The organism is Bacillus cereus group sp. N12 (assembly GCF_016483575.1).
GTDB lineage: Bacteria > Bacillota > Bacilli > Bacillales > Bacillaceae_G > Bacillus_A > Bacillus_A toyonensis.
Window position 1 is genome coordinate 46,110 of the sequence record NZ_JAEHBO010000014.1, and the last position, 20,242, is coordinate 66,351.

The following is a 20,242-nucleotide window of genomic DNA, read 5'->3' on the forward strand; positions in this document are numbered from 1 at the left end:
GTTTTTTTATAAAAAATCAAAAAAACATCAACATATTTGTCGATACATGTTGTATAATCTTGCGTGGGAAGCTATCATATAAATGTATAAAACGTTTACTAATATAAGCGAAGGGAAGAATAGCATGTCACATTCAATCGAACAACTTTCTATCAACACGATTCGCACATTATCCATCGATGCGATTGAAAAAGCAAACTCTGGTCACCCAGGAATGCCAATGGGTGCAGCACCAATGGCTTATACATTATGGACTCAATTTATGAAACATAATCCAAATAACCCAACGTGGTTTAACCGCGATCGTTTCGTATTATCTGCAGGTCATGGTTCAATGTTATTATACAGCCTACTTCACCTATCTGGTTATGATGTAACAATGGATGACTTAAAGAACTTCCGTCAATGGGGAAGTAAAACTCCAGGACATCCTGAGTACGGTCATACTGCAGGTGTAGATGCAACTACTGGTCCACTTGGACAAGGTATTGCAACTGCTGTAGGTATGGCAATGGCTGAAAGACATTTAGCGGCTAAATATAACCGTGATGCGTATAATGTAGTAGATCATCATACATACGCTATTTGTGGTGATGGAGATTTAATGGAAGGCGTTTCTGCTGAAGCATCTTCATTAGCTGCTCATTTACAATTAGGTCGTCTTGTTGTGCTTTACGATTCAAACGATATTTCATTAGATGGCGATTTAAATCGTTCATTCTCTGAAAGTGTAGAAGATCGTTACAAAGCATACGGATGGCAAGTAATCCGTGTTGAGGATGGAAACGATATTGAAGCAATCGCGAAAGCAATTGAAGAAGCGAAAGCTGACGAAAAACGCCCAACGCTAATTGAAGTAAGAACGACAATTGGTTTCGGTTCTCCAAACAAATCAGGAAAATCAGCTTCACACGGTTCTCCACTTGGTGTAGACGAAACAAAATTAACGAAAGAAGCATACGCTTGGACTGCTGAACAAGACTTCCATGTAGCAGAAGAAGTATATGACAACTTCCGTAAAACAGTACAAGATGTTGGTGAAACAGGGCAAGCAGCTTGGAACACGATGTTAGGTGAATATGCACAAGCATATCCAGAATTAGCAAACGAACTGCAAGCAGCAATGAACGGTCTTCTTCCAGAAGGTTGGGAACAAAGCTTACCAACTTATGAATTAGGATCAAAAGCAGCAACACGTAATTCTTCAGGTGCTGTAATTAATGCCATTGCAGAGTCTGTACCATCATTCTTCGGTGGATCTGCTGACCTTGCTGGTTCTAACAAAACATACATGAATAACGAAAAAGACTTTACAAAAGAAGATTACAGCGGTAAAAACATTTGGTACGGTGTACGTGAATTCGCAATGGGTGCAGCAATGAACGGTATTGCACTACATGGTGGTTTAAAAACTTACGGTGGTACGTTCTTCGTATTCTCTGACTACTTACGTCCAGCAATTCGTCTTGCAGCATTAATGCAATTGCCAGTAACGTATGTATTCACACACGACAGTATCGCTGTTGGTGAAGACGGTCCAACACATGAGCCAGTTGAGCAATTAGCAGCACTTCGTGCAATGCCAAATGTATCTGTTATTCGTCCAGCTGACGGTAACGAATCTGTTGCGGCTTGGAGATTAGCTTTAGAATCTACAAAAACACCAACTGCTTTAGTATTAACTCGTCAAGATCTTCCAACATTAGAAGGCGCAAAAGACGATACGTATGAAAAAGTTGCAAAAGGTGCATATGTAGTTTCTGCAAGCAAGAAAGAAACAGCTGATGTAATTTTACTTGCATCTGGATCTGAAGTAAGTCTAGCTGTTGAAGCACAAAAAGCGTTAGCAGTAGACGGCGTTGACGCAGCTGTTGTCAGCATGCCATCTATGGATCGCTTTGAAGCTCAAACTGCTGAGTACAAAGAATCTGTATTACCAAAAGCAGTAACAAAACGTTTCGCAATCGAAATGGGTGCTACATTCGGATGGCACCGTTACGTAGGTCTTGAAGGAGATGTGTTAGGTATCGATACATTCGGTGCTTCTGCTCCTGGTGAGAAGATTATGGAAGAGTATGGATTTACTGTAGAGAACGTTGTTCGTAAAGTAAAAGAAATGCTTTAATGATTTTAGAAAAATCTCTCCGGCATGGAGAGGTTTTTCTATGTAAATGAGTTTTTTCGACAGAAAAAGTTTTTTATCTCTCCGCAGTCAGACAATCATTGCAAATTTTCTTCTATATAATGAAGAGAAAAGGTTGTCCAGATTGGGAGGCTGAAAATGAAAACGTATGAATTGTATTTAATTCAAGAGGATATTGCGAAAGCTTATTTTGGTCGTGAATATTTGTTTTTTGATTTATTTGTTCGATTTTCAGAATCTGGGTCCCTTTCGGAGAAAAAAGTGTTATATAAACAAATGATGTATATAACGATGCCATTACAAGTAATGAAAATTCATCATAAATTAGAGCAAGCTTTGCGTGTTCTTGGTAAATATGATAGAACACATCATACGCATACACTTTTTACGGGAGCGGAATATGGCGAAATAATAGTGAAACCACACTATATTCGCATGAATACCTCTGGAAATGTCTCTATGGAAACGACTTTTTTTGAGGTGTTAAGAAAGTGTGAACTAACATTTTTAGCTATGGATTATGAAAATACAAAGTACGGATGGTTGAATCCTTTAAAACAAGTACGAACATATGTGTAAAAAATGTCGAATTCTATCTTGTCTTATTGAAAAGGTTTTAGTACACTGTAAGGTAGACAACATGAAGGAGGAAAATATATGCCAATTTGGTTAGGTATTCTAGTGGGCGTAGTAGCACTAGTAGCAGGCGTGGCGTTAGGATTTTTCATTGCCCGCAAATACATGATGAACTACTTAGAAAAAAATCCACCAATTAATGAACAAATGTTAAAAATGATGATGATGCAAATGGGACAAAAACCTTCCCAAAAGAAAATCAATCAAATGATGAGCGCGATGAGCAAGCAACAAACAAAATAAGCGCTAAAGGGCACTCGATAAGAGTGCCCTTTCCTATTGAATTTTTAAAGTATTTAAAACTTTTAAAAATTCTGTATTTTTGTTAAACTGAAAACATCGCTCATTTTAAGGGAGGAGGATAAATATGAAAGTATTTTTTAATTTAGCTTGGTTTTTTAAACAAGAAAAACGAGCGTACATAATTGGGATTATTATGTTATTTGGTGTCGCGCTTCTTGAACTTGTAGCCCCGAAAGTACTAGGTATTGTAGTAGATGAAATTAATAATGGAACATTAACATCTGAAAAATTGTTGAAGTGGGTTATTCTGTTAGTTGTTGTAGGAATTACTATGTACATATTGCGTTATTTGTGGCGTATTATGATTTTTGGATCTTCTTTGAAATTAGCCCGTCAATTACGAAAGAATTTATATGAACATTTTACAAAGATGAGTCCAACTTTCTATCAATCACGTCGTACAGGCGATTTGATGGCGCATGCGACCAATGATATTCAGGCAATTCAGCAAACTGCTGGATCGGGTGTTTTAACACTTGTTGACTCATTAGCAGTTGGAGGATGTGTACTTGTAGCGATGGGGTTTACAATTAGTTGGAAGTTGACATTATTAAGTTTAATTCCGATGCCAATTGTAGCGATTTCTACAAATTATTATGGAACTTTATTGCATAGAAGATTTCATAAAGCGCAGCAATCGTTTTCTGAAATCAATGATAAAGTACAAGAAAGTATGAGTGGGATGAAGGTGATTCGCTCGCTTGGACAAGAGAAAGAGGATTTGGAAGCATTTCGGAAGAAATCAGAAGATGTCGTACATAAAAATATGTTAGTCGCGCGTATTGACTCATTATTCGATCCAACGATTGCACTTATTGTCGGGTTTTCGTTTTTAATCGCAGTTTGTTACGGATCTTTATTAGTAGTACGGGGCGAATTAACTGTAGGAGAGCTAGTAACGTTTACAACATACTTAGGGACTCTTGTATGGCCAATGTTAGCCTTTGGATGGTTGTTTAATATTATGGAACGTGGACGCGCTTCGTATGATCGTGTGGAGAAAATACTTTCACAAACTTCAGATGTAGTAAATAAGGAAAACGCTATAAATACTATAGCAAGTGGTGATGTTTCATTTGCTATTGATTCATTTTCTTATAAGAAAAATGAACTATTAAACTTAAAAGATATTTATGTTAATTTAAGAAAAGGTGAAACGCTAGGTATTGTGGGACGTACCGGTGCAGGGAAGACGACGTTGTTAAAATGTTTAATTCGAGAATATGATCATTTTAATGGTGAATTAAAAGTTGGTGAGCGGGACATTCGAGATGTAACACTTCATGGTGTACGTTCTGCAATTTCATACGTGCCGCAAGATCATTTTTTATTTTCAGCGAGTATTGGAGAGAACATTGCATTCGGAAAGGTCGATGCTACATATAAAGAAATTGCGCGTGCTGCTGAAATTGCTTGTATTCATAATGATATCGTTCAATTTTCAGAAGGGTATGACACGGTAGTAGGTGAAAGAGGTGTTTCACTATCAGGAGGTCAAAAACAGCGGATTTCAATTGCACGTGCTTTATTAACGAATGCTGAAATTTTAATTTTAGATGATTGTTTATCAGCTGTCGATGCAAAAACAGAAGAAACTATATTATCCGCATTGAAACGGGAAAGAGCAGAAAAAACGACGATTATTACTGCACACCGTTTAAGTGCAATTCAGCATGCAAACATTATTCTTGTGATTGATGAAGGAGCGGTAGTGCAACGAGGAACACATGAACAATTGATGAGGGAAAATGGTTGGTATAAAGAAATGTACGAAAGCCAGCAACTAGAGGCGTTAGTAGAGAAAGGAGGCGTATGATGGCTGAGAAAAAGCGGAGTGATTTAAGAAGATTACTTTCTTATATGAGACCATATAAAAGGTTATTAGCATTAGCATTTTTATTCCTAGTTGGTGCAACTGTAACTGAAATGATGGGTCCTTTTTTAATTAAACAATTTCTTGATGAACATTTAGTACCGCGTAACTTTGATCAATCAGCACTTGTTACTCTATTTGTAGTGTATATAATTGCACATTTATTAAAAGTATTATTTACGTATTTAGATTTATTGTACTTTCAAAATATAGCTTTTAAGATTGTTCAAGATATGCGAGTTGAAGTGTATGAACATGTTCAAAAATTGTCATTAAGTTTCTTTGATCGTACGCCGATAGGTACACTCGTATCTCGCATAACAAATGATACGGAAGCGATTAAGGATTTTTATGTTAGTGTACTATCAACATTCGTAAAAAATGTAGTGTTTTTAGTAGGGATTTTAGTGGCGATGTTTTTATTAGATGTAAAATTAGCACTATTTTCTCTTATATTAATTCCAATTATGTTTGCTATTATGGTGCTATATCGCCGGAAAAGTGCAGCTTTTTATTTAGAAGTACGTAATCAATTAAGCGTATTAAATGCGAAGTTAAATGAGTCCATTCAAGGAATGAATATTGTTCAAGTATTCGGACAAGAAAAACGCATGAGAAAAGAATTTGAAGAAGTGAATAATAAACATTATAGTGCAGGACGACGCACGTTAAAGTTAGACGCGTTACTTTTACGTCCAGCAACGGATTTAGTTCATATTGTAGCAATTGCATTAGTACTTGGTTTATTCGGAATTGACGCTTTAAAGAGTCCCGTTGAAGTAGGAGTTTTATATGCGTTTGTTAACTATATTCATCGTTTCTTCCAACCTGTAAATGAGATGATGATGAAATTATCATTTTTCCAACAGGCACTTGTTTCATCATCACGTGTATTTCATTTAATAGACGAGAAAGATTTAGCGCCGGTTCAAAAAGGGGATGGGAATCCTCAAGTAGTTAATGGAGATATTGAATTTAAAAATGTTACTTTTTCGTATGATGGAAAGCGTGATGTTTTAAAAAATGTATCTTTTCACGTGAAACAAGGGCAAACGGTTGCTTTTGTTGGGCATACTGGTAGTGGAAAAAGTACCATTATGAATTTATTAATGCGATTTTATAATATTAAGTCGGGAAATATTGTAATAGACGGTGTAGATTTAGAGAAATTTGAAGAACGAGAAATTAGAAAGAGAATAGGACTCGTATTGCAAGATGCATTTTTATTTGCAGGAAATGTAAAGCAAAATATTCGTATGTACAATGAAGAAATTACAGATGAAGAAGTAAAAGAAGCTGCGCAATTTGTGCAAGCCAATACGTTTATTGAAAAATTACCAAAGCAGTATGAAACAGAAGTAGTAGAAAGAGGAGCTGCATTTTCTAGTGGTCAACGACAATTAATTGCTTTTGCTAGAACGATAGCAACTAATCCGAAAGTGTTAGTATTAGATGAGGCAACAGCTAATATCGATACAGAAACAGAAGAGGCTATTCAAACAGCGTTGCAGCAAATGAGAAAAGGTAGAACGACGATAGCGATTGCTCACAGGCTATCTACAATTCAAGATGCAGATCAAATATTCGTTATGCATGATGGAGAGATAGTAGAAAGGGGAACACATCAAGAGTTACTGAGTGAGCAAGGGTTGTATTATAATATGTATTTACTACAAAATAAAGGAAGCTTGCAAAAGGCCTTGTAATATACAAGGTCTTTTTTACTTTGTATATAAAATATATTTACTCTTTGTTTTTATAGCATACATGTCGTGTCCATTTAGTAAAGTTGTACATATTGTATGTATACGGAATGAAAAAATTTGATAGGAGATTTTATATGCAAAACAGATCGAGTTCAAATGTTACGTTTATCGATGTATCTCATTGGGAAGGGAGTATTGATTGGAATGCAGTGAAGGCATCTGGCATTCCAGCAGCATATGCAAAAGCGACAGAAGGTGTAAATTATCTTGATCCTACTTTTGTTCAAAATGTACAAGCGGCACGAAATGCGAATGTATTAATCGGTGCATACCATTTTGCACATCCAGAACAAAATGATGCAATTTCAGAAGCGAAATATTTTGTGAGTATATTACAAAGCAATCAAACAGACTTAATGCCAGTTCTAGATTTAGAGTCACCAACAGATCCGAGTAATAGTAATTTAACTGGTACCGCTATATCTAATTGGGCAAGAAGTTTCATAAATTATGTGAAACAGGCTACTGGAAAAAATGTAATGTTATATACAGGAGTTTGGTATATTAATGAGTTTGGAATTAACGGGTTAAGTGATATTCCACTTTGGATTGCTAGATATTCTAGTACACCGCCTGCTGATGCTGGTGGATGGACAGAGTGGACAGCGTGGCAATACACTGATTCTGGTCAAATTTCAGGTGTAGGAAATTGTGATGTATCAGCAGCAGTTTCATTAGAAGCTTTGCAAGGGAATGGATCGAGTGGTGGAGGGAATGTTTCTCCGCCTAATAATGCAACTCCAGTTTACGGTGTTGCTGTAATTAATGGCGATAATGTAAATTTACGGACTGGACCATCTTTACAATCTAGTGTAATTCGCCAGCTAAATCGAGGTGAATCATATGAAGTTTTGAGCGAACAAGATGGTTGGCTTGCTTTGGGTGGAAATGAATGGATATACTATGATTCGAGTTATATTCAGTATAAACATTATGTGGCGACTATTACTGGTGACAATGTGAATCTACGGGATGCTCCATCATTAAGTGGAAATGTTATAAGACAGTTACATCATGGTGAGGCATATCGAGTATGGTGTAAGCAAGATGGCTGGCTCGGATTAGGTGGAAATGAATGGATATATTATGATTCGAGTTATATTCAGTATGGTGTATAATAAAGTCAACGTAAAAGGTATCTCGCCTGAGATACCTTTTATCCCGCGATTTGCAGGCAGTAAGAATCTCGGCGAATGCGAAGAAGATAGGTGGGAGTTGCCCGTAAAAGGCCGATTGGTGAGGGCTAATAATGAGTGGGTGATAGAACAAAACACTGATTAACGTGTCACTCTATGAAAAAAGTAATTTTCACAAGTTGTATATTAAAAGCATAGTATAATACAATGGGGATATTTATAAAAAATAATCAAAAATTGAAATAAAGGAGTAAAAATATGGATTATGTGCTAATAGGTGTAATTTTAATATTATTAGCTGCAGTATTCGTACTGTTTTATAAAAATAAACAGTTGGAATCAGAGAGCCAGCAGGTGGAATTTGAAAAAAAGCAAGCGATTGAAACGTATGAAAGTGAAATTGCAGCCACGGTTACAGAACATAAAGAGCAACAAAATACGTTAAAAAATATGGAACAGAAAAAGTATAATGATTTACAAGTTAGTACAGCTAGAGAACTTGAAAATATGCGTATGATGAAAAATCAATTAGCTATGCAACATAGTAAAGAACGTAGTGAAATGCAAGATAAACATAGTAATGAAATACATATGTTTCAAAAGTTAATTGCAGATTTACGAGAGTATACTAAAAATAGCGCTGAAGTAAATACGCATGAAACATTACATTATATGAAGCAAGGATTTTTAGAACAAGAAATCATACAAGAAGATGAATTTCATATTATGCCGAATGTTTTTATTAGAGATAAACTTGGAATAAACGATATTCGAATCCATCATCTTATCTTATATAAAACTGGTATGTATTTACTTGAGACGAGAGAGTGGACAGGAAAATTAATTCATGGTGTAACGAAAGAGAATGCTAGTATATATTCATTTATGCTTGATGAAATAGGTAAGTATCAACAAGAAATTAAAAAAGAAGAGACGCTTGAATGTATTACAGGTGAAGATTCGTTAACTATACAAGTGAAAAATGAAGGGAATCCAGTATATAAAGCGAAGAAACAATCTCAAATTTTATACAATTGTTTGAAAGAATTGCAAGTTGATATTGTAAAAGAAAACGTAAAGCCAATTGTATATTTTTATAATGAGAGTGGTAAAGAAGTACTAGATCTTTCTAATGAGGACACACCTAGATTAAAAGATAGGGAGCAAATCGTAGCGTTTTTCAAAAATGAAGTTTTAACAGGGGAAGTAATATATACAGCGCAAGAGTTACAAAAGATAAGAGAAATGCTTTGCCAGGTGAATTAAAAAGGGGGAGATTTTTCTGGGTGCTCTATTACATGGGATTTTGTATGTTTATTTTTGTTTGTATATAGTCATGTACATTGCGTTTATTTTCGTTATCGATATAGTTCATATGTCATTAAGTGTAAAGAGTATTTTTGTAGTAGTTATGCCATTTATTTTATTAGTCATGATTCAAAGAGTCATCTTACGTGCTTCTACAAGTCGTAATAAAGAAAAGAAACAAATGTTACGTGTAATGATAGTAGGGATCATTCCATTAATAGTGTGTGCTGTACAATTAAGTATGAATGAGTACACTTCCAATTTTAATCGAGATCGGTGGTTAAATGACGAAGAGAAACGGGTACATATGGTAGATGATTTCATGCAAAAATATAAATTAATAGGGAAATCAAATGAAGAAATTACACAATTGTTAGGAACGCCTACTGAAACGAGAAATGAGGAAGAAGGGGTCATCACTTTGTACTATCTTGGGACAGAACGTGGCTTCATTCCAATAGATAGTGAACAGCTTATTTTCCAATTTGATAGAGATGGTAGAGTTTTGACATATAAGGTACAGAGAGGGTAAAGAAACTTAGAGAGAAGCTATATGTTATAGCTTCTTTTTATTTTTCAATATGTTATAGAAAGGGAATATGAATTTTGGATGGAATAAGGAATGAAAGTGGAGGTGATGCATATATATGGATGTATTGGGTTGTTTTTATCTCGCAAAAGCCTGGTTGATGAGGGCTAATAATCAGTGGGGGTGGCCAAAACCCCCACTGATTAAAGTGTCGCTTTATCATATTGTATAAATGAAAAGGAGGTAAGACGGTGAAGACGATACCGACTGAAGTCCTGAGTAAAGAATTGATGGAAAGAGAAGGTGTTATATCTATTACAGTAAAGGAATTTGAAAAGATAGAAGTAGCTGGAGTAGTCGTTGCTGGTCCTGCTGTTATTTTAATTAATCAAGATTGATTACATATTTTCAATATAGAAAAGTAGTGAAAGCATCCGGATAGGATGCTTTTTATTTGTATGGAAGAGGGCGTATAGTAGATAATTGAGATACTGGAGGGAGAGTATGTGGCAATTATTATAACGATGTTATTAATGGGTATTTTATTAGGATTTGTTGGAGCAGGGGGAGCTGGATTTATTATCGCGATACTCACTTTAGTATTTCATATTCCTATTCACGTTGCACTTGCAACATCTTTAACTGCTATGGCATTTACGACGTTATCTGGAGTTATAAGTCATTATCGTGAAGGAAATGTTGTACTTATGATAGGCGGGATTGTTGGTGGATTTGGAGCGCTTGGTTCTTATATCGGTTCAAAGTTTGGTTCGCTTATACCAGCACATCTTCTTCATTGGTTTACAGCTGGGATGTTATTTTTATCAGCAATTTTTATGTTTATTAAATTGATTATGTCTCGAAATAAGCAAAAGCCACCCTTATGTGGACAGAAAAAACTTTCAAAAAACAACTTGATGAAATGTATATGTTTAGGATTAGTTACTGGAATGTTGGCTGGTTCATTCGGGATTGGTTCAGCCCCTTTTATACAACTTGGACTAATGGTTCTTTTAGGATTAACGATACAGCAATCTGTAGGAACGACTATGCTTGTTATATTACCAATCGCAATTGGAGGCGGGATTGGATATAGTTCGGAAGGATATTTAGATTATATATTGTTATTGCAAGTATTAATTGGGACGATGTTAGGAGCATATATCGGTGCGAAGTTTACAAATTATGCACCACGCATGCTGTTGAGATTTTCAATGATTATGACGCCAGTTTTAGCCGGATGTATGTTATTGATGGAATAAAACTACTATAGCAAGGTATTAATATATTTTACGAATGAATTATATAAGTAATTCATATTTCCCATATGAAAGGATTTGCATTAATATTATGAGTATAAAGTTCGAGTATTCGAAGTACTACTTGAATTATATCCCTATCCCTTTTCTAAAAATGCGAACAAGTTTTGCCCTATTCTATTCAATACTTAATTGCATAGAAATATATTGTTCGATGACCATTATGGAACGTACATAATGGGAAAATCCCGATCCTTAAAGAGGATGCCCCTAATCTTCATGTGAAAATATGATCGGACAAGAAAGCTGGCCAACTGATGGTCAGCTTTCTTTTTGTTCTAAAACTATTTCTTCTTTAACCTCTGTTTGCAATAATAACGTTTTTCCAAAGCGGCGTTTACATTCAGCCCGCACTTTTTGAATAGCTAGTAGTTGAGAAGTGGCGGGAACTGTGACGGTAGCTTGGCGAGGTTTTCGATTTTCTTCACAAAAGACACATTCCACAACATATTTAGAAATCATAATTTCATCCTTCCGTTTTTAATTTCTAAGAAGGGACTGCCTATGAAGTTGATGTATTCTTTCGTCACCGTTTTATTTTTTTCCTCTTTTTTCAAGGGAAAAATAAAAAAGAAGGCGAATTTTAGTAGGGGAGGGATGTTTATGGAGAGATGGATAGGTACGGCAGCTATATGTATGAATGACAGAAATGAAATTTTAATGGTGCTGCAAGGCAAAGAAGGGGAAGAAAAAAGGTGGTCTGTACCAAGTGGAGGACTTGAAAAGGGAGAAACACTAGAAGAATGTTGTATCAGGGAAGTTTGGGAGGAAACAGGCTACAATGTGGAAGTTGTAAATAAAATATACGAAAAAGAAGGTATTACATACGGAATTCCAGTGTATGTTCATTATTACTTTGTTAAAAAAATAGGCGGTAGTATGAAAATTCAAGATCCTGATGAGTTAATACATGAAATTGACTGGAAAGGGATACAGGAAGTTGAAAAATTATCGTTAGCTTTTCCGGAGGATTACGAGTTAATATGTCAATATATAAATGAAAAAGCAAGTATGTAAATACTTGCTTTTTAATGTATCCAAGATAAGAAAAGCGGAACGATAACTAAACTAGCACCCGCTGTTAAAAGCATGGATAAACTTGCGATTGTTCCTTCAACAGGGCCGATTTCGAATGCTTTTGATGTACCAGTTCCATTTGCGCTCGTTCCTAACATAATACCTTTTGCGAGCGCGGTTTTAATGCGGCAAATACGTATAAGGGAAGGGCCGAGTAATGCTCCTGTTAAGGCAGTTAAAACGACAAATACAGCTGTTAATTGTGACATGCCACCAATCATTTCTGAAATAGCCATTGCGATTGGTGTCGTTACAATATGCGGTGCTAAACTATGTTCTAGTGACGAATCAATTTGAAAATAATTTGCTAGTAGTGCCGAAGTAATAACTGATAAAAATGAACCAACGATGACGTTAAGTAAGATGGCGATTCCGTATTTCTTTAATAAATCAAAGTATTTATAGATTGGCCATGCAAAAGCAACTGTTGCAGGTTTTAATAATTCTGTTAGCCATTGACCACCAGATTCATATGTTTCATAAGGTGTGTCTAGTCCAAGCAATAAAGCGATTAAAATAATGGGACAGACAAGGAGAGGAGAAAGTAAGCTCCAATTCCAACGTTGATACATTTTTTTAGATATCCAATATGTCAATAGTGTTAATAGTAAACAAAGAAAGCCGATCATTGCGTTGATCCTTTCCGCTTAAGTAGCAATTCTGTTAATAGTCCTGTTACGAGAGTAACACAAAGTGTACTAATCATAATAATTAAAATGAGATCGATTCCATATTGTGATAGTGTATCTTTGTAACGAATAACAGCGACTGCAGAAGGAATAAAAAATAAAATAAGTTCTTTTAATAAAAAGTCTGCTCCGTCCTGTATCCACTCTTTTTTAACTAGGTTAAATTTTAATGAAATTAATAATAAAAAAATACCGATTATACTTCCTGGAACTGGGAGGTGTGCCTGTTTTGCGATCCATTCACCTGTCCAAGCGAAACAAAATAATAATAAAATTTGTCCACTTAACTTCCACCATTTCATACAGTAACCACCTCTTTCTTTTTTTACATAAAAATTGTAAAAAAGAATTAACAATTTCTACTATACGTTCATTCAAAATATTTGTCTAATATATAAATTATATGTTATTAATATATTAGACGTATTAATTGAAAGTGAAAAGGGTGTCTAAAATGGAATTACGGCATTTGCAATATTTTGTTGTTGTGGCAGAAGAGTTACACTTTGGACGAGCGGCTGCTCGTTTACAAATGACACAACCGCCACTTAGTCAACAAATTCAGCAATTAGAAAAAGAAATGGGAGTTCTGTTATTTTCAAGAACGAAGAGAAAGGTTGAATTAACAGAAGCAGGAGAAATGTTTTTAAAAGAAGTAAAAAAAGCGTTTGAGCAAATTGAAAAAGCAGTAGAAGTTGCACAAAGTGCGCAAAGGGGAGAAGTTGGATCACTCTCAATTGGTTTTGTAGGTGCGGCGATATATGATATTTTACCGTCTATCGTCAGGGAGTATAGAAAGAAATTTCCGAGAGTGTCTGTCGCATTACATGAATTATCTACACCAGATCAAGTGCATGCACTTCATGATAATCGTATTGATATTGGATTTTTACGGCCGCCAATTTCAACACAATTATTAGAGTTAGAACCAATTCAAAGGTTATCTTGTACTTTATGTTTGCCAAAGGCACATCCACTTGCAGAGAAAGATGAAATACATATAGAAGATTTACGCGATGAACCGTTTGTATTTATTACGAGACCAGTATGGCCGGCGTTGTATGATACAATTTTATCTCTTTGTCGAGAGGTTGGCTTTAGTCCTCAAATTGTACAAGAAGCAACAGAATATCAAACAGTTATGGGGCTTGTAGCAGCAGGGATTGGGATTACAGTAATCCCTGTATCGGCAAATAAATTATATAAAACAGAAGTTGTATATAAAGAGTTATATGATTCTAATTTTGTTGCAGAAATGTCGGTAGCTTATAAAAAAATGAATAGTAATCCAGAGCTGTTAGAGTTTTTAAAAATTGCAAGAGAGAAGAAACGAATAGAAGTAGAAGATGAGTAATAGTAGTAACGGTAAATAGATTTAATTCGAATATATAAAAGTACACCTTATTAAACAATAAAACGGAAATGCAGCTTAAGTGCATTTCCGTTTTATTTTTCTTTTTTTAGCTCGATACTGAAAAGATAAACGTGTTCATTTTCTTTTAAGAGTAGGTCAATACCTGTTTCTTCATCAATTGTAGGGACGCTTACAGTTTCTTTACTTGTTTGGATTACAGTAGCTAAAATTGTTTTCTGATTATATCTTAAATTTTTTGCAGATTGAATTGTAGTAGTTACAGAACTATTTACACCTAGAGGTGCTTCTTCAGGAGCAAGCGTTGAACCACCGTCAATATTAATATACCATTGACCTTTTTCTTCTACATCTTTATCAAATTGGAAATGTGGTGGTATGAAAGAGAGTTTTATTTTCTTTTCTAGAAAATGTGATGAAGCGATGTTAGTAATCTCTTTTACTTTTTTACCATTTTGATAATAATCAATCGTAGCATTTATTTCATCTTTATCATTATTAAGTGTAACGTTATAAAACATACTATTTCCTTCTTGAATAGGCGTCATTTGTAAAATAGAAGACTGTTCCTTTGTTAACTTGTAAGCTTCTACAGAAGCAACTTCATTATTTTTTATTTGGTTACAACTAGTAAAGAAAAGTAAAGATAAGATAAATAATACGTTTATACGCATAGTATAAACCCTCCTCTTTTTACAATTATAATTTAAATATGAATAAATTCCCATTTGCCTTTCTAGGACTAAAGACTTAGAAAAGATTCAGATTATAGTGCGATGTTTGTAATGTCATATTTTTATACACTAGTAGTATAGAATGCGTATGTTATAAGGTAGGGGAAGAAATTTATGTCTTTATGTCGGTTAGCGAGAAAAAATATAAGAACATTTGCTGCCAAAAGGATAAAGCAATTCATGTGGATTGCCATGTGTACTGCAATTTTGTTTTTTATGATGTCGCTACAATTTAATGAACTAGCGGCTGGGAAAGTAGGGGCAACATTTTTGTTTCAAATGTGTTTTTACACGCTGTTTATTGTATTGATTTTTATATGTATTTTTATTACGTATAAAATGACGAATTCTCTTCTGCAAGTGAGGAGAGAGGAATTTAAATCTTATGTAGTAGGGAATATGAAAAGAAATGAAATACTATGTTTATTATGTCAGGAGCAATTATTCATTTATGGAGCAGCGTTTGTTTTCGGTCTAGTTCATGGGATGTTATTTTTGAAATTATTCACGATTATCTTTATGAAAATAGCAGGGATACAAGGAATAAATAGTGCACCAATTACAATATATGCAATAGCAGTTGTTGGTATAATTATGATGGCTGTCGTCGTATTATCGATGATGCAATGTTGTCGATTTGTTCGAAGTTTAAAAGACGGAAATTTGTTTCAGTTTGAGAAAAAGGCATGAAAAATCATGCCTTTTTCTATTTTACACATGAAAATAATCGTGTTAGAGTGAAAAGACCTGACAAAGAATGGGAAGGAAAGGTTGTATAGAATGACAAATGAACAATCAATTGTAAAAGTTGAGCGGTTAACGAAGCGAATCGGTTCAAAGACACTTGTAGAAAATATTAGTTTCGAAGTTAAAAAAGGTGAAGTTGTTGGCCTGCTAGGACCAAATGGTGCTGGAAAAACGACTTTAATGAGAATGATGGTCGGTATGATCCGTATGACAGAAGGTGAAGTATGGATTGATGGTCAATCTGTAAAACAGCAATTTGAAAAAACTGCTGCGAAAATTGGTGCAGTAATTGAGACACCGGAATTTTATCCTTTTTTGAGCGGCTACGAAAATTTAACATATTTCGGCCGAATGAATGGGAATGTGACAGAAGAACGTATCGATGAAGTAGTGAAATTGTTAGGAATGGGACAAGTAATTGACCGTAAAGTAAAAGCATATTCACTCGGTATGAGACAACGTTTAGGGATTGCTCAGGCGCTTATTCATAATCCAGATGTATTGGTACTAGATGAACCAACGAATGGACTAGACCCAAGTGGAATACATGAAATGAGAATGTACATAAAGAAAATTGCACATGAACAAGGAAAAGCAGTACTTGTATCTAGTCACTTACTTTCAGAAGTTGAATTAATGTGTGACAGAGTTATTATTATTCAACACGGAGAATATGTAGCGACGCAAAATATTCAGCATAGTCATAGTGAAGAGATGGAGACGATCCGTATACGTGTAGATGATGCAAATAAAGCAGCGGAAATGTTAGAATGTGATGTTGTAATAAAAGGTAATGATCTACTTATCAATGTAAAAGATGAAGAAATCCCAAATGTTATTCGTACTTTGCTTGAGAAAAATATTCAAGTTTATCGTGTATATGAAGAAAGAAAAACGTTAGAAGAGCAATTTTTAGAATTAACAGGGGGAAAAGATATTGTTTAATTTAGTGTATAACGAGCTGTATAAAATATTTAAGCGTAAAAGAACGATTATTCCTTTTGCGGTTATTGCAGTATTAATAATTGGATTAGGATGGGTTACGGTAAAGTATTTAGAACCAGAAACAAAGGGTTGGAAAGCAGATTATACAGAACGTACGGAAGAAATTGAGAAAAAGCTTGGTATGAAAAAAGAAGCTATTTTAGCAGAAAGGTCGGGGGACGAGCTTGTAAAGGAATATCAGCTTAAAATGAAGCATTTAGATACGGATATAGCACCAGCAAGCAGTTCTCCACTTTCTTTCATGAGAGATACAGGTTTTATCGTATTTCCAATTTTGCTTCCATTTATCCTCGTGTATGCAAGTACAATTTTTGCGAATGAATATAGCTGGGGAACATATAAATTTTTAACAATCCGTCCGGCGAGTCGATTTAAAATTTTAACAGCAAAATTTTTAGCAATCGTTATATTTGCAGCTTTATTGTTTATATTTAATATGATTTTCTCCGCTTTAAGTGGACTTGTTATTTATAAATTCCAACAGCCTGCATGGAGTGAATTTATTTTTCAAGATGGAAATATTATAAAACAAAATATTTTTGTGGAAGTAAGTAAATATTACATTTTATCGTGGTTGCCAACTCTTGTGTACGCAGCGTTTGCATTTATGATTTCTGTGTTAACAAGATCTAGTGGGGGCGCGATCGGTATTTCACTGTTTCTTGCTTTATCAGGAAATATTGCGTTACTAGCAGCAACTAGATATAATTGGGTGAAATATTTATTGCCGGCAAACACAGATTTATACGGTATTGCCAAGAATGGAAGTTTTATTGAAGGAGTAACCTTCCCATTTGCTTCATGTATGTTATTGCTGTATTTATTTGTATTTTTAAGTATTTCCTATACAGTATTTTTAAAACGCGATTTAACTTAATAAGAAAAGCCGTTAAGTACCCCTTAACGGCTTTTTTTTTCTATGAGAATTGTTTAAGAGCTTTTTCAGCTAGCAAAGCAAAGTATTTTGCACTTATAGGGAGTGCTCGTTCATCAATTGTAAAAGAAGGATGATGCCACTCATGTGTACCGCTCGTTCCCATAAAGACGAATGAACCTGGTATTTCTTGTTGGTAAAAGGAGAAGTCTTCTCCGGCCATTGATGGGTTAGGAGAAATAATATTTAAATTCATTTTTTCGGCAACTTGAGTAGATAAGTCGGTTAGAGATGTATCGTTATGAACAGCAGGAGGACCTGAATAAAAACGGAATTCTGTTTTTACGCTTAATGCATCAGAAACTCCTTTAATAATACGTTCCATTAAAGCTGGTATCTTTTCTCGTGTTTCATTTTGGAATGTACGAACTGTTCCTTCTAATGTTGCCTTTTCAGGAATAACGTTCCACGTATTTCCTGAATGAATGTTTGTAACACTTACAACGGCATTATGTGAAGAGCTAATATTTCGACTTACAATTGTTTGTAGTGCCATAACAATTTGAGAGGATGCGACGATAGGGTCAACACCAGCATCTGGTACAGCTGCGTGCGTCCCGACACCGTGAATTTCAATTTCAAATCGATCTACTCCAGCCATTAGTGGACCATCTTTAATGCCAATTGTACCTACTGGTAAATCAGGTTTATTATGCATACCGAAAATAGCTTGTACATCATGTAAATGTCCAGCTTCAATAACTTTGCAAGCACCATTGCTACTTTCTTCAGCTGGTTGGAATATAAAGCGAACCGTTCCATTTAGGGAAGATTCCTTTTCTTTTAATAAGAAAGCTGTACCTAAAATAGCTGCTGTATGAAAATCATGTCCGCAAGCATGCATTTTACCTTGAATTTTTGAAGTGTATGGTAAGTTTGTTTCTTCTTGAATAGGAAGGGCATCAATATCAGCACGAATTGCTATAATTGGACCATTTTGATTACCAGAAATTTCAGCGATAATTCCTGTTTCTAAATTGGAATCAATAATAGCAATATTTGCTTCTTCTAACCAATTTTTTATCGCTTTTGTTGTTTCAAACTCTTCATATGATAGTTCTGGATACTCATGTAAATGTCGGCGAATGGAAATAAGTTTTTCTGTTAGTTGATTTGGAATAGATGCCACGTATTATGCCCTCTTTCTTAAGCGAAGTATTTACTATAAGTATACAACAATAAAAGAGAGGATTCTCAAATGAAAATCCTCTCTCGTTAATGCCCGAGTGATGTGAGCTAATAATTAGTGGGGATGAACAAAATCCCCACTAATTAAAGTTTCACTTTATGCTGCCACTTTTTTATGTGTATGATGTTTTTGATAACGTCCACGCATTGCATATGCAATTTGCGGAATTGCAATACCGATTAAAATAAGTGATACACCTATCCACTGTGAAGATAGTACAGCTTCTTTTAAAACGAATACAGACATAATTGTTGTAACTGGTAGCTCTGCTGCACCAAGAATAGTCGCTAAGCCAGAACCGATTTTTGGAATACCAATTGTAAAGGCAATAGACGGAATAACGATACTAAATATTCCTAATCCTAAGCCGTATTTCCAAAGTCCTTGAGAAATGGCACCGTTCATAATAAATGTTGGCGGGAATACGATCATAACTAAAGTTAAAGCGCCAGCCATTAACAGGACACCACGTGGTAATGAAGGTACTTCAACAGCAACTTTTCCGCTCACAAAAATGTATGTTGCAAATGTAATAGCAGATAATAGCCCTAAAATGATTCCTGTTGTATCGAAAGTACCTGCCGATTTTTCCAGTAAACCACTTGATAAAAATGTACCTACAAGTAAGAAAATAACCGAAATAACTTTTTCCCTTGAAGGTAATGTTTTTGTTACAATAGCTTCAATAATAATACCGACCCAAACGAATTGGAACAAAAGAATAATTGCGATAGAAGCTGGTACAGTTTTTAATGAAGCATAATAAAAAATTCCAGTAAAACTTGCAGATGTTCCTGCAACGAATAAAATTAATGCTTGTTTTAATGGAACGCGGTGTCTAGAAAATAGAAGTGTAATAGCCAGCAAAATAATCCAACCGAACAAATATTGGCTGCCAATTACCTCTCCAAGTGAAAATCCTTCTGCATATGCAAGTTTAACAAAAATAGCTAAAATTCCATAACTACACGCTCCTAATAAAACTAAAAGAGAATAACGAAGCATGAAAAATTCCTCCCATCTATGTGAAGTTGTTCCGTAACGAAAATATATCTAGAGGGAAGTATACAAAATTAAAAATGTAGGGTCAAATAAAAGAAAAGTGCGACATTTTATAGAATAATAATAAAAGTATGATATTTATGCATAATCTTGAAATTGTTAATTATAAAAGTATTGTAAAATCAGCTTTGTATTGTATAAAGACAGCATTTGAAAAAAATTTTTTAAATCAATATGCATATAAACGTACGTATACGTGCTAATCATTTGAGAAACTATGTTACCTTTGTTATGTTAATAACAATTAAAGGAGTTTCCTAATCCAATTGAGATTTTTCTATATAATAGAAGGAAATGAAAACGTTTTATTAGAAACTGTGAGAAAGAGTGGTTTTTCTTATTACCACGTTGTAAAAGTGAGTTCACGAATTGTTCATAGTATTTTTATGTGTTTTTGCTACAATATGTAAGGAGAGGAGT

At 34.7% G+C, this 20,242-nt stretch carries 22 protein-coding genes; 16 read left to right on the forward strand and 6 right to left on the reverse strand.

Going from position 1 to position 20,242, the window contains the following annotated elements; genetic code table 11:
- Positions 1–124 precede the first annotated feature (124 nt).
- From tkt to JDS92_RS10150, 10 genes are all read left to right on the forward strand, one after another.
- Positions 125–2,125, forward strand: a complete 2,001-nt coding sequence (gene tkt / locus JDS92_RS10105; protein ID WP_199631898.1) for a transketolase — start codon at positions 125–127, stop codon at positions 2,123–2,125.
- Between the two features lie 156 nt (positions 2,126–2,281).
- On the forward strand, positions 2,282–2,722 hold the full coding sequence (sirA, locus tag JDS92_RS10110; protein ID WP_199631899.1) for a sporulation inhibitor of replication protein SirA: 441 nt from the start codon (positions 2,282–2,284) through the stop codon (positions 2,720–2,722).
- Between the two features lie 78 nt (positions 2,723–2,800).
- Positions 2,801–3,022 (forward strand): YneF family protein, encoded by a 222-nt coding sequence (locus tag JDS92_RS10115; RefSeq protein ID WP_001123316.1) that lies wholly within the window; start codon positions 2,801–2,803, stop codon positions 3,020–3,022.
- A 124-nt stretch (positions 3,023–3,146) separates the two neighbouring features.
- Positions 3,147–4,898, forward strand: a complete 1,752-nt coding sequence (locus JDS92_RS10120; protein ID WP_199631900.1) for an ABC transporter transmembrane domain-containing protein — start codon at positions 3,147–3,149, stop codon at positions 4,896–4,898.
- On the forward strand, positions 4,898–6,661 hold the full coding sequence (locus JDS92_RS10125) for an ABC transporter ATP-binding protein (RefSeq protein ID WP_199631901.1): 1,764 nt from the start codon (positions 4,898–4,900) through the stop codon (positions 6,659–6,661). The genes JDS92_RS10120 and JDS92_RS10125 overlap by 1 nt, the downstream gene beginning before the upstream one ends.
- A 134-nt stretch (positions 6,662–6,795) precedes the next feature.
- Positions 6,796–7,839, forward strand: a complete 1,044-nt coding sequence (locus JDS92_RS10130; protein ID WP_001181410.1) for a GH25 family lysozyme — start codon at positions 6,796–6,798, stop codon at positions 7,837–7,839.
- Positions 7,840–8,115: 276 nt separating this feature from the next.
- Positions 8,116–9,123 carry a nuclease-related domain-containing protein gene (locus JDS92_RS10135; RefSeq protein WP_000386795.1) on the forward strand — a complete coding sequence of 336 codons (1,008 nt, stop codon included), beginning with the start codon at positions 8,116–8,118 and terminating at the stop codon, positions 9,121–9,123.
- A 70-nt stretch (positions 9,124–9,193) separates the two neighbouring features.
- Positions 9,194–9,697 (forward strand): hypothetical protein, encoded by a 504-nt coding sequence (locus JDS92_RS10140; protein WP_002109353.1) that lies wholly within the window; start codon positions 9,194–9,196, stop codon positions 9,695–9,697.
- Between the two features lie 248 nt (positions 9,698–9,945).
- Positions 9,946–10,092: a BC1881 family protein gene (locus JDS92_RS10145; protein WP_000849372.1), complete on the forward strand. Its 147-nt coding sequence runs from the start codon at positions 9,946–9,948 to the stop codon at positions 10,090–10,092.
- Between the two features lie 108 nt (positions 10,093–10,200).
- The gene (locus tag JDS92_RS10150) at positions 10,201–10,956 is read left to right on the forward strand and encodes a sulfite exporter TauE/SafE family protein (RefSeq protein WP_000974640.1); all 756 of its coding nucleotides are present in this window, start codon (positions 10,201–10,203) and stop codon (positions 10,954–10,956) included.
- 318 nt (positions 10,957–11,274) lie between these two features.
- Here JDS92_RS10150 and JDS92_RS10155 read toward each other — a convergent pair whose 3' ends face one another.
- Complete coding sequence (locus JDS92_RS10155; RefSeq protein WP_000624210.1) at positions 11,275–11,475, reverse strand: DUF3903 domain-containing protein; 201 nt, start codon at positions 11,473–11,475, stop codon at positions 11,275–11,277.
- A gap of 141 nt (positions 11,476–11,616) precedes the next feature.
- Here JDS92_RS10155 and JDS92_RS10160 point away from each other — a divergent pair, with 141 nt between their 5' ends.
- Positions 11,617–12,030 carry an NUDIX hydrolase gene (locus JDS92_RS10160; RefSeq protein WP_000442987.1) on the forward strand — a complete coding sequence of 138 codons (414 nt, stop codon included), beginning with the start codon at positions 11,617–11,619 and terminating at the stop codon, positions 12,028–12,030.
- A gap of 11 nt (positions 12,031–12,041) precedes the next feature.
- Here the strand turns inward: JDS92_RS10160 and JDS92_RS10165 are convergent, their stop codons facing one another.
- Positions 12,042–12,719 carry an LrgB family protein gene (locus tag JDS92_RS10165; RefSeq protein WP_098821720.1) on the reverse strand — a complete coding sequence of 226 codons (678 nt, stop codon included), beginning with the start codon at positions 12,717–12,719 and terminating at the stop codon, positions 12,042–12,044.
- Positions 12,716–13,081 (reverse strand): CidA/LrgA family holin-like protein, encoded by a 366-nt coding sequence (locus tag JDS92_RS10170; RefSeq protein ID WP_000872363.1) that lies wholly within the window; start codon positions 13,079–13,081, stop codon positions 12,716–12,718. Before JDS92_RS10170 ends, JDS92_RS10165 begins: the two co-directional genes overlap by 4 nt.
- A gap of 152 nt (positions 13,082–13,233) precedes the next feature.
- Between JDS92_RS10170 and alsR the strand changes: the two genes are divergently transcribed.
- Complete coding sequence (gene alsR, locus JDS92_RS10175; RefSeq protein ID WP_000423218.1) at positions 13,234–14,133, forward strand: acetoin biosynthesis transcriptional regulator AlsR; 900 nt, start codon at positions 13,234–13,236, stop codon at positions 14,131–14,133.
- A gap of 92 nt (positions 14,134–14,225) precedes the next feature.
- Here alsR and JDS92_RS10180 read toward each other — a convergent pair whose 3' ends face one another.
- Complete coding sequence (locus tag JDS92_RS10180) at positions 14,226–14,825, reverse strand: hypothetical protein (protein WP_001222410.1); 600 nt, start codon at positions 14,823–14,825, stop codon at positions 14,226–14,228.
- Between the two features lie 174 nt (positions 14,826–14,999).
- Here JDS92_RS10180 and JDS92_RS10185 point away from each other — a divergent pair, with 174 nt between their 5' ends.
- The 3 genes from JDS92_RS10185 to JDS92_RS10195 all read left to right on the forward strand — a co-directional run bounded on the left by JDS92_RS10185 (position 15,000) and on the right by JDS92_RS10195 (position 17,514).
- A complete protein-coding gene (locus JDS92_RS10185; RefSeq protein ID WP_097958444.1) occupies positions 15,000–15,575 on the forward strand; it encodes an FtsX-like permease family protein in 576 nt (191 codons plus the stop codon).
- Positions 15,576–15,665: 90 nt separating this feature from the next.
- Positions 15,666–16,577 carry an ABC transporter ATP-binding protein gene (locus tag JDS92_RS10190; protein WP_000180632.1) on the forward strand — a complete coding sequence of 304 codons (912 nt, stop codon included), beginning with the start codon at positions 15,666–15,668 and terminating at the stop codon, positions 16,575–16,577.
- On the forward strand, positions 16,570–17,514 hold the full coding sequence (locus JDS92_RS10195; RefSeq protein ID WP_199631902.1) for an ABC transporter permease: 945 nt from the start codon (positions 16,570–16,572) through the stop codon (positions 17,512–17,514). The genes JDS92_RS10190 and JDS92_RS10195 overlap by 8 nt, the downstream gene beginning before the upstream one ends.
- Before the next feature lie 40 nt (positions 17,515–17,554).
- Here the strand turns inward: JDS92_RS10195 and JDS92_RS10200 are convergent, their stop codons facing one another.
- Both JDS92_RS10200 and JDS92_RS10205 read right to left on the reverse strand, forming a co-directional pair.
- Positions 17,555–18,700, reverse strand: a complete 1,146-nt coding sequence (locus JDS92_RS10200; RefSeq protein WP_097958442.1) for a M20 peptidase aminoacylase family protein — start codon at positions 18,698–18,700, stop codon at positions 17,555–17,557.
- Between the two features lie 156 nt (positions 18,701–18,856).
- Positions 18,857–19,765, reverse strand: coding sequence for an EamA family transporter (locus JDS92_RS10205; protein ID WP_000947021.1), 909 nt, complete (start codon positions 19,763–19,765; stop codon positions 18,857–18,859).
- Between the two features lie 317 nt (positions 19,766–20,082).
- Here JDS92_RS10205 and JDS92_RS31385 point away from each other — a divergent pair, with 317 nt between their 5' ends.
- Positions 20,083–20,232 carry a peptidase T gene (locus tag JDS92_RS31385; protein ID WP_073990665.1) on the forward strand — a complete coding sequence of 50 codons (150 nt, stop codon included), beginning with the start codon at positions 20,083–20,085 and terminating at the stop codon, positions 20,230–20,232.
- Positions 20,233–20,242 lie beyond the last annotated feature (10 nt).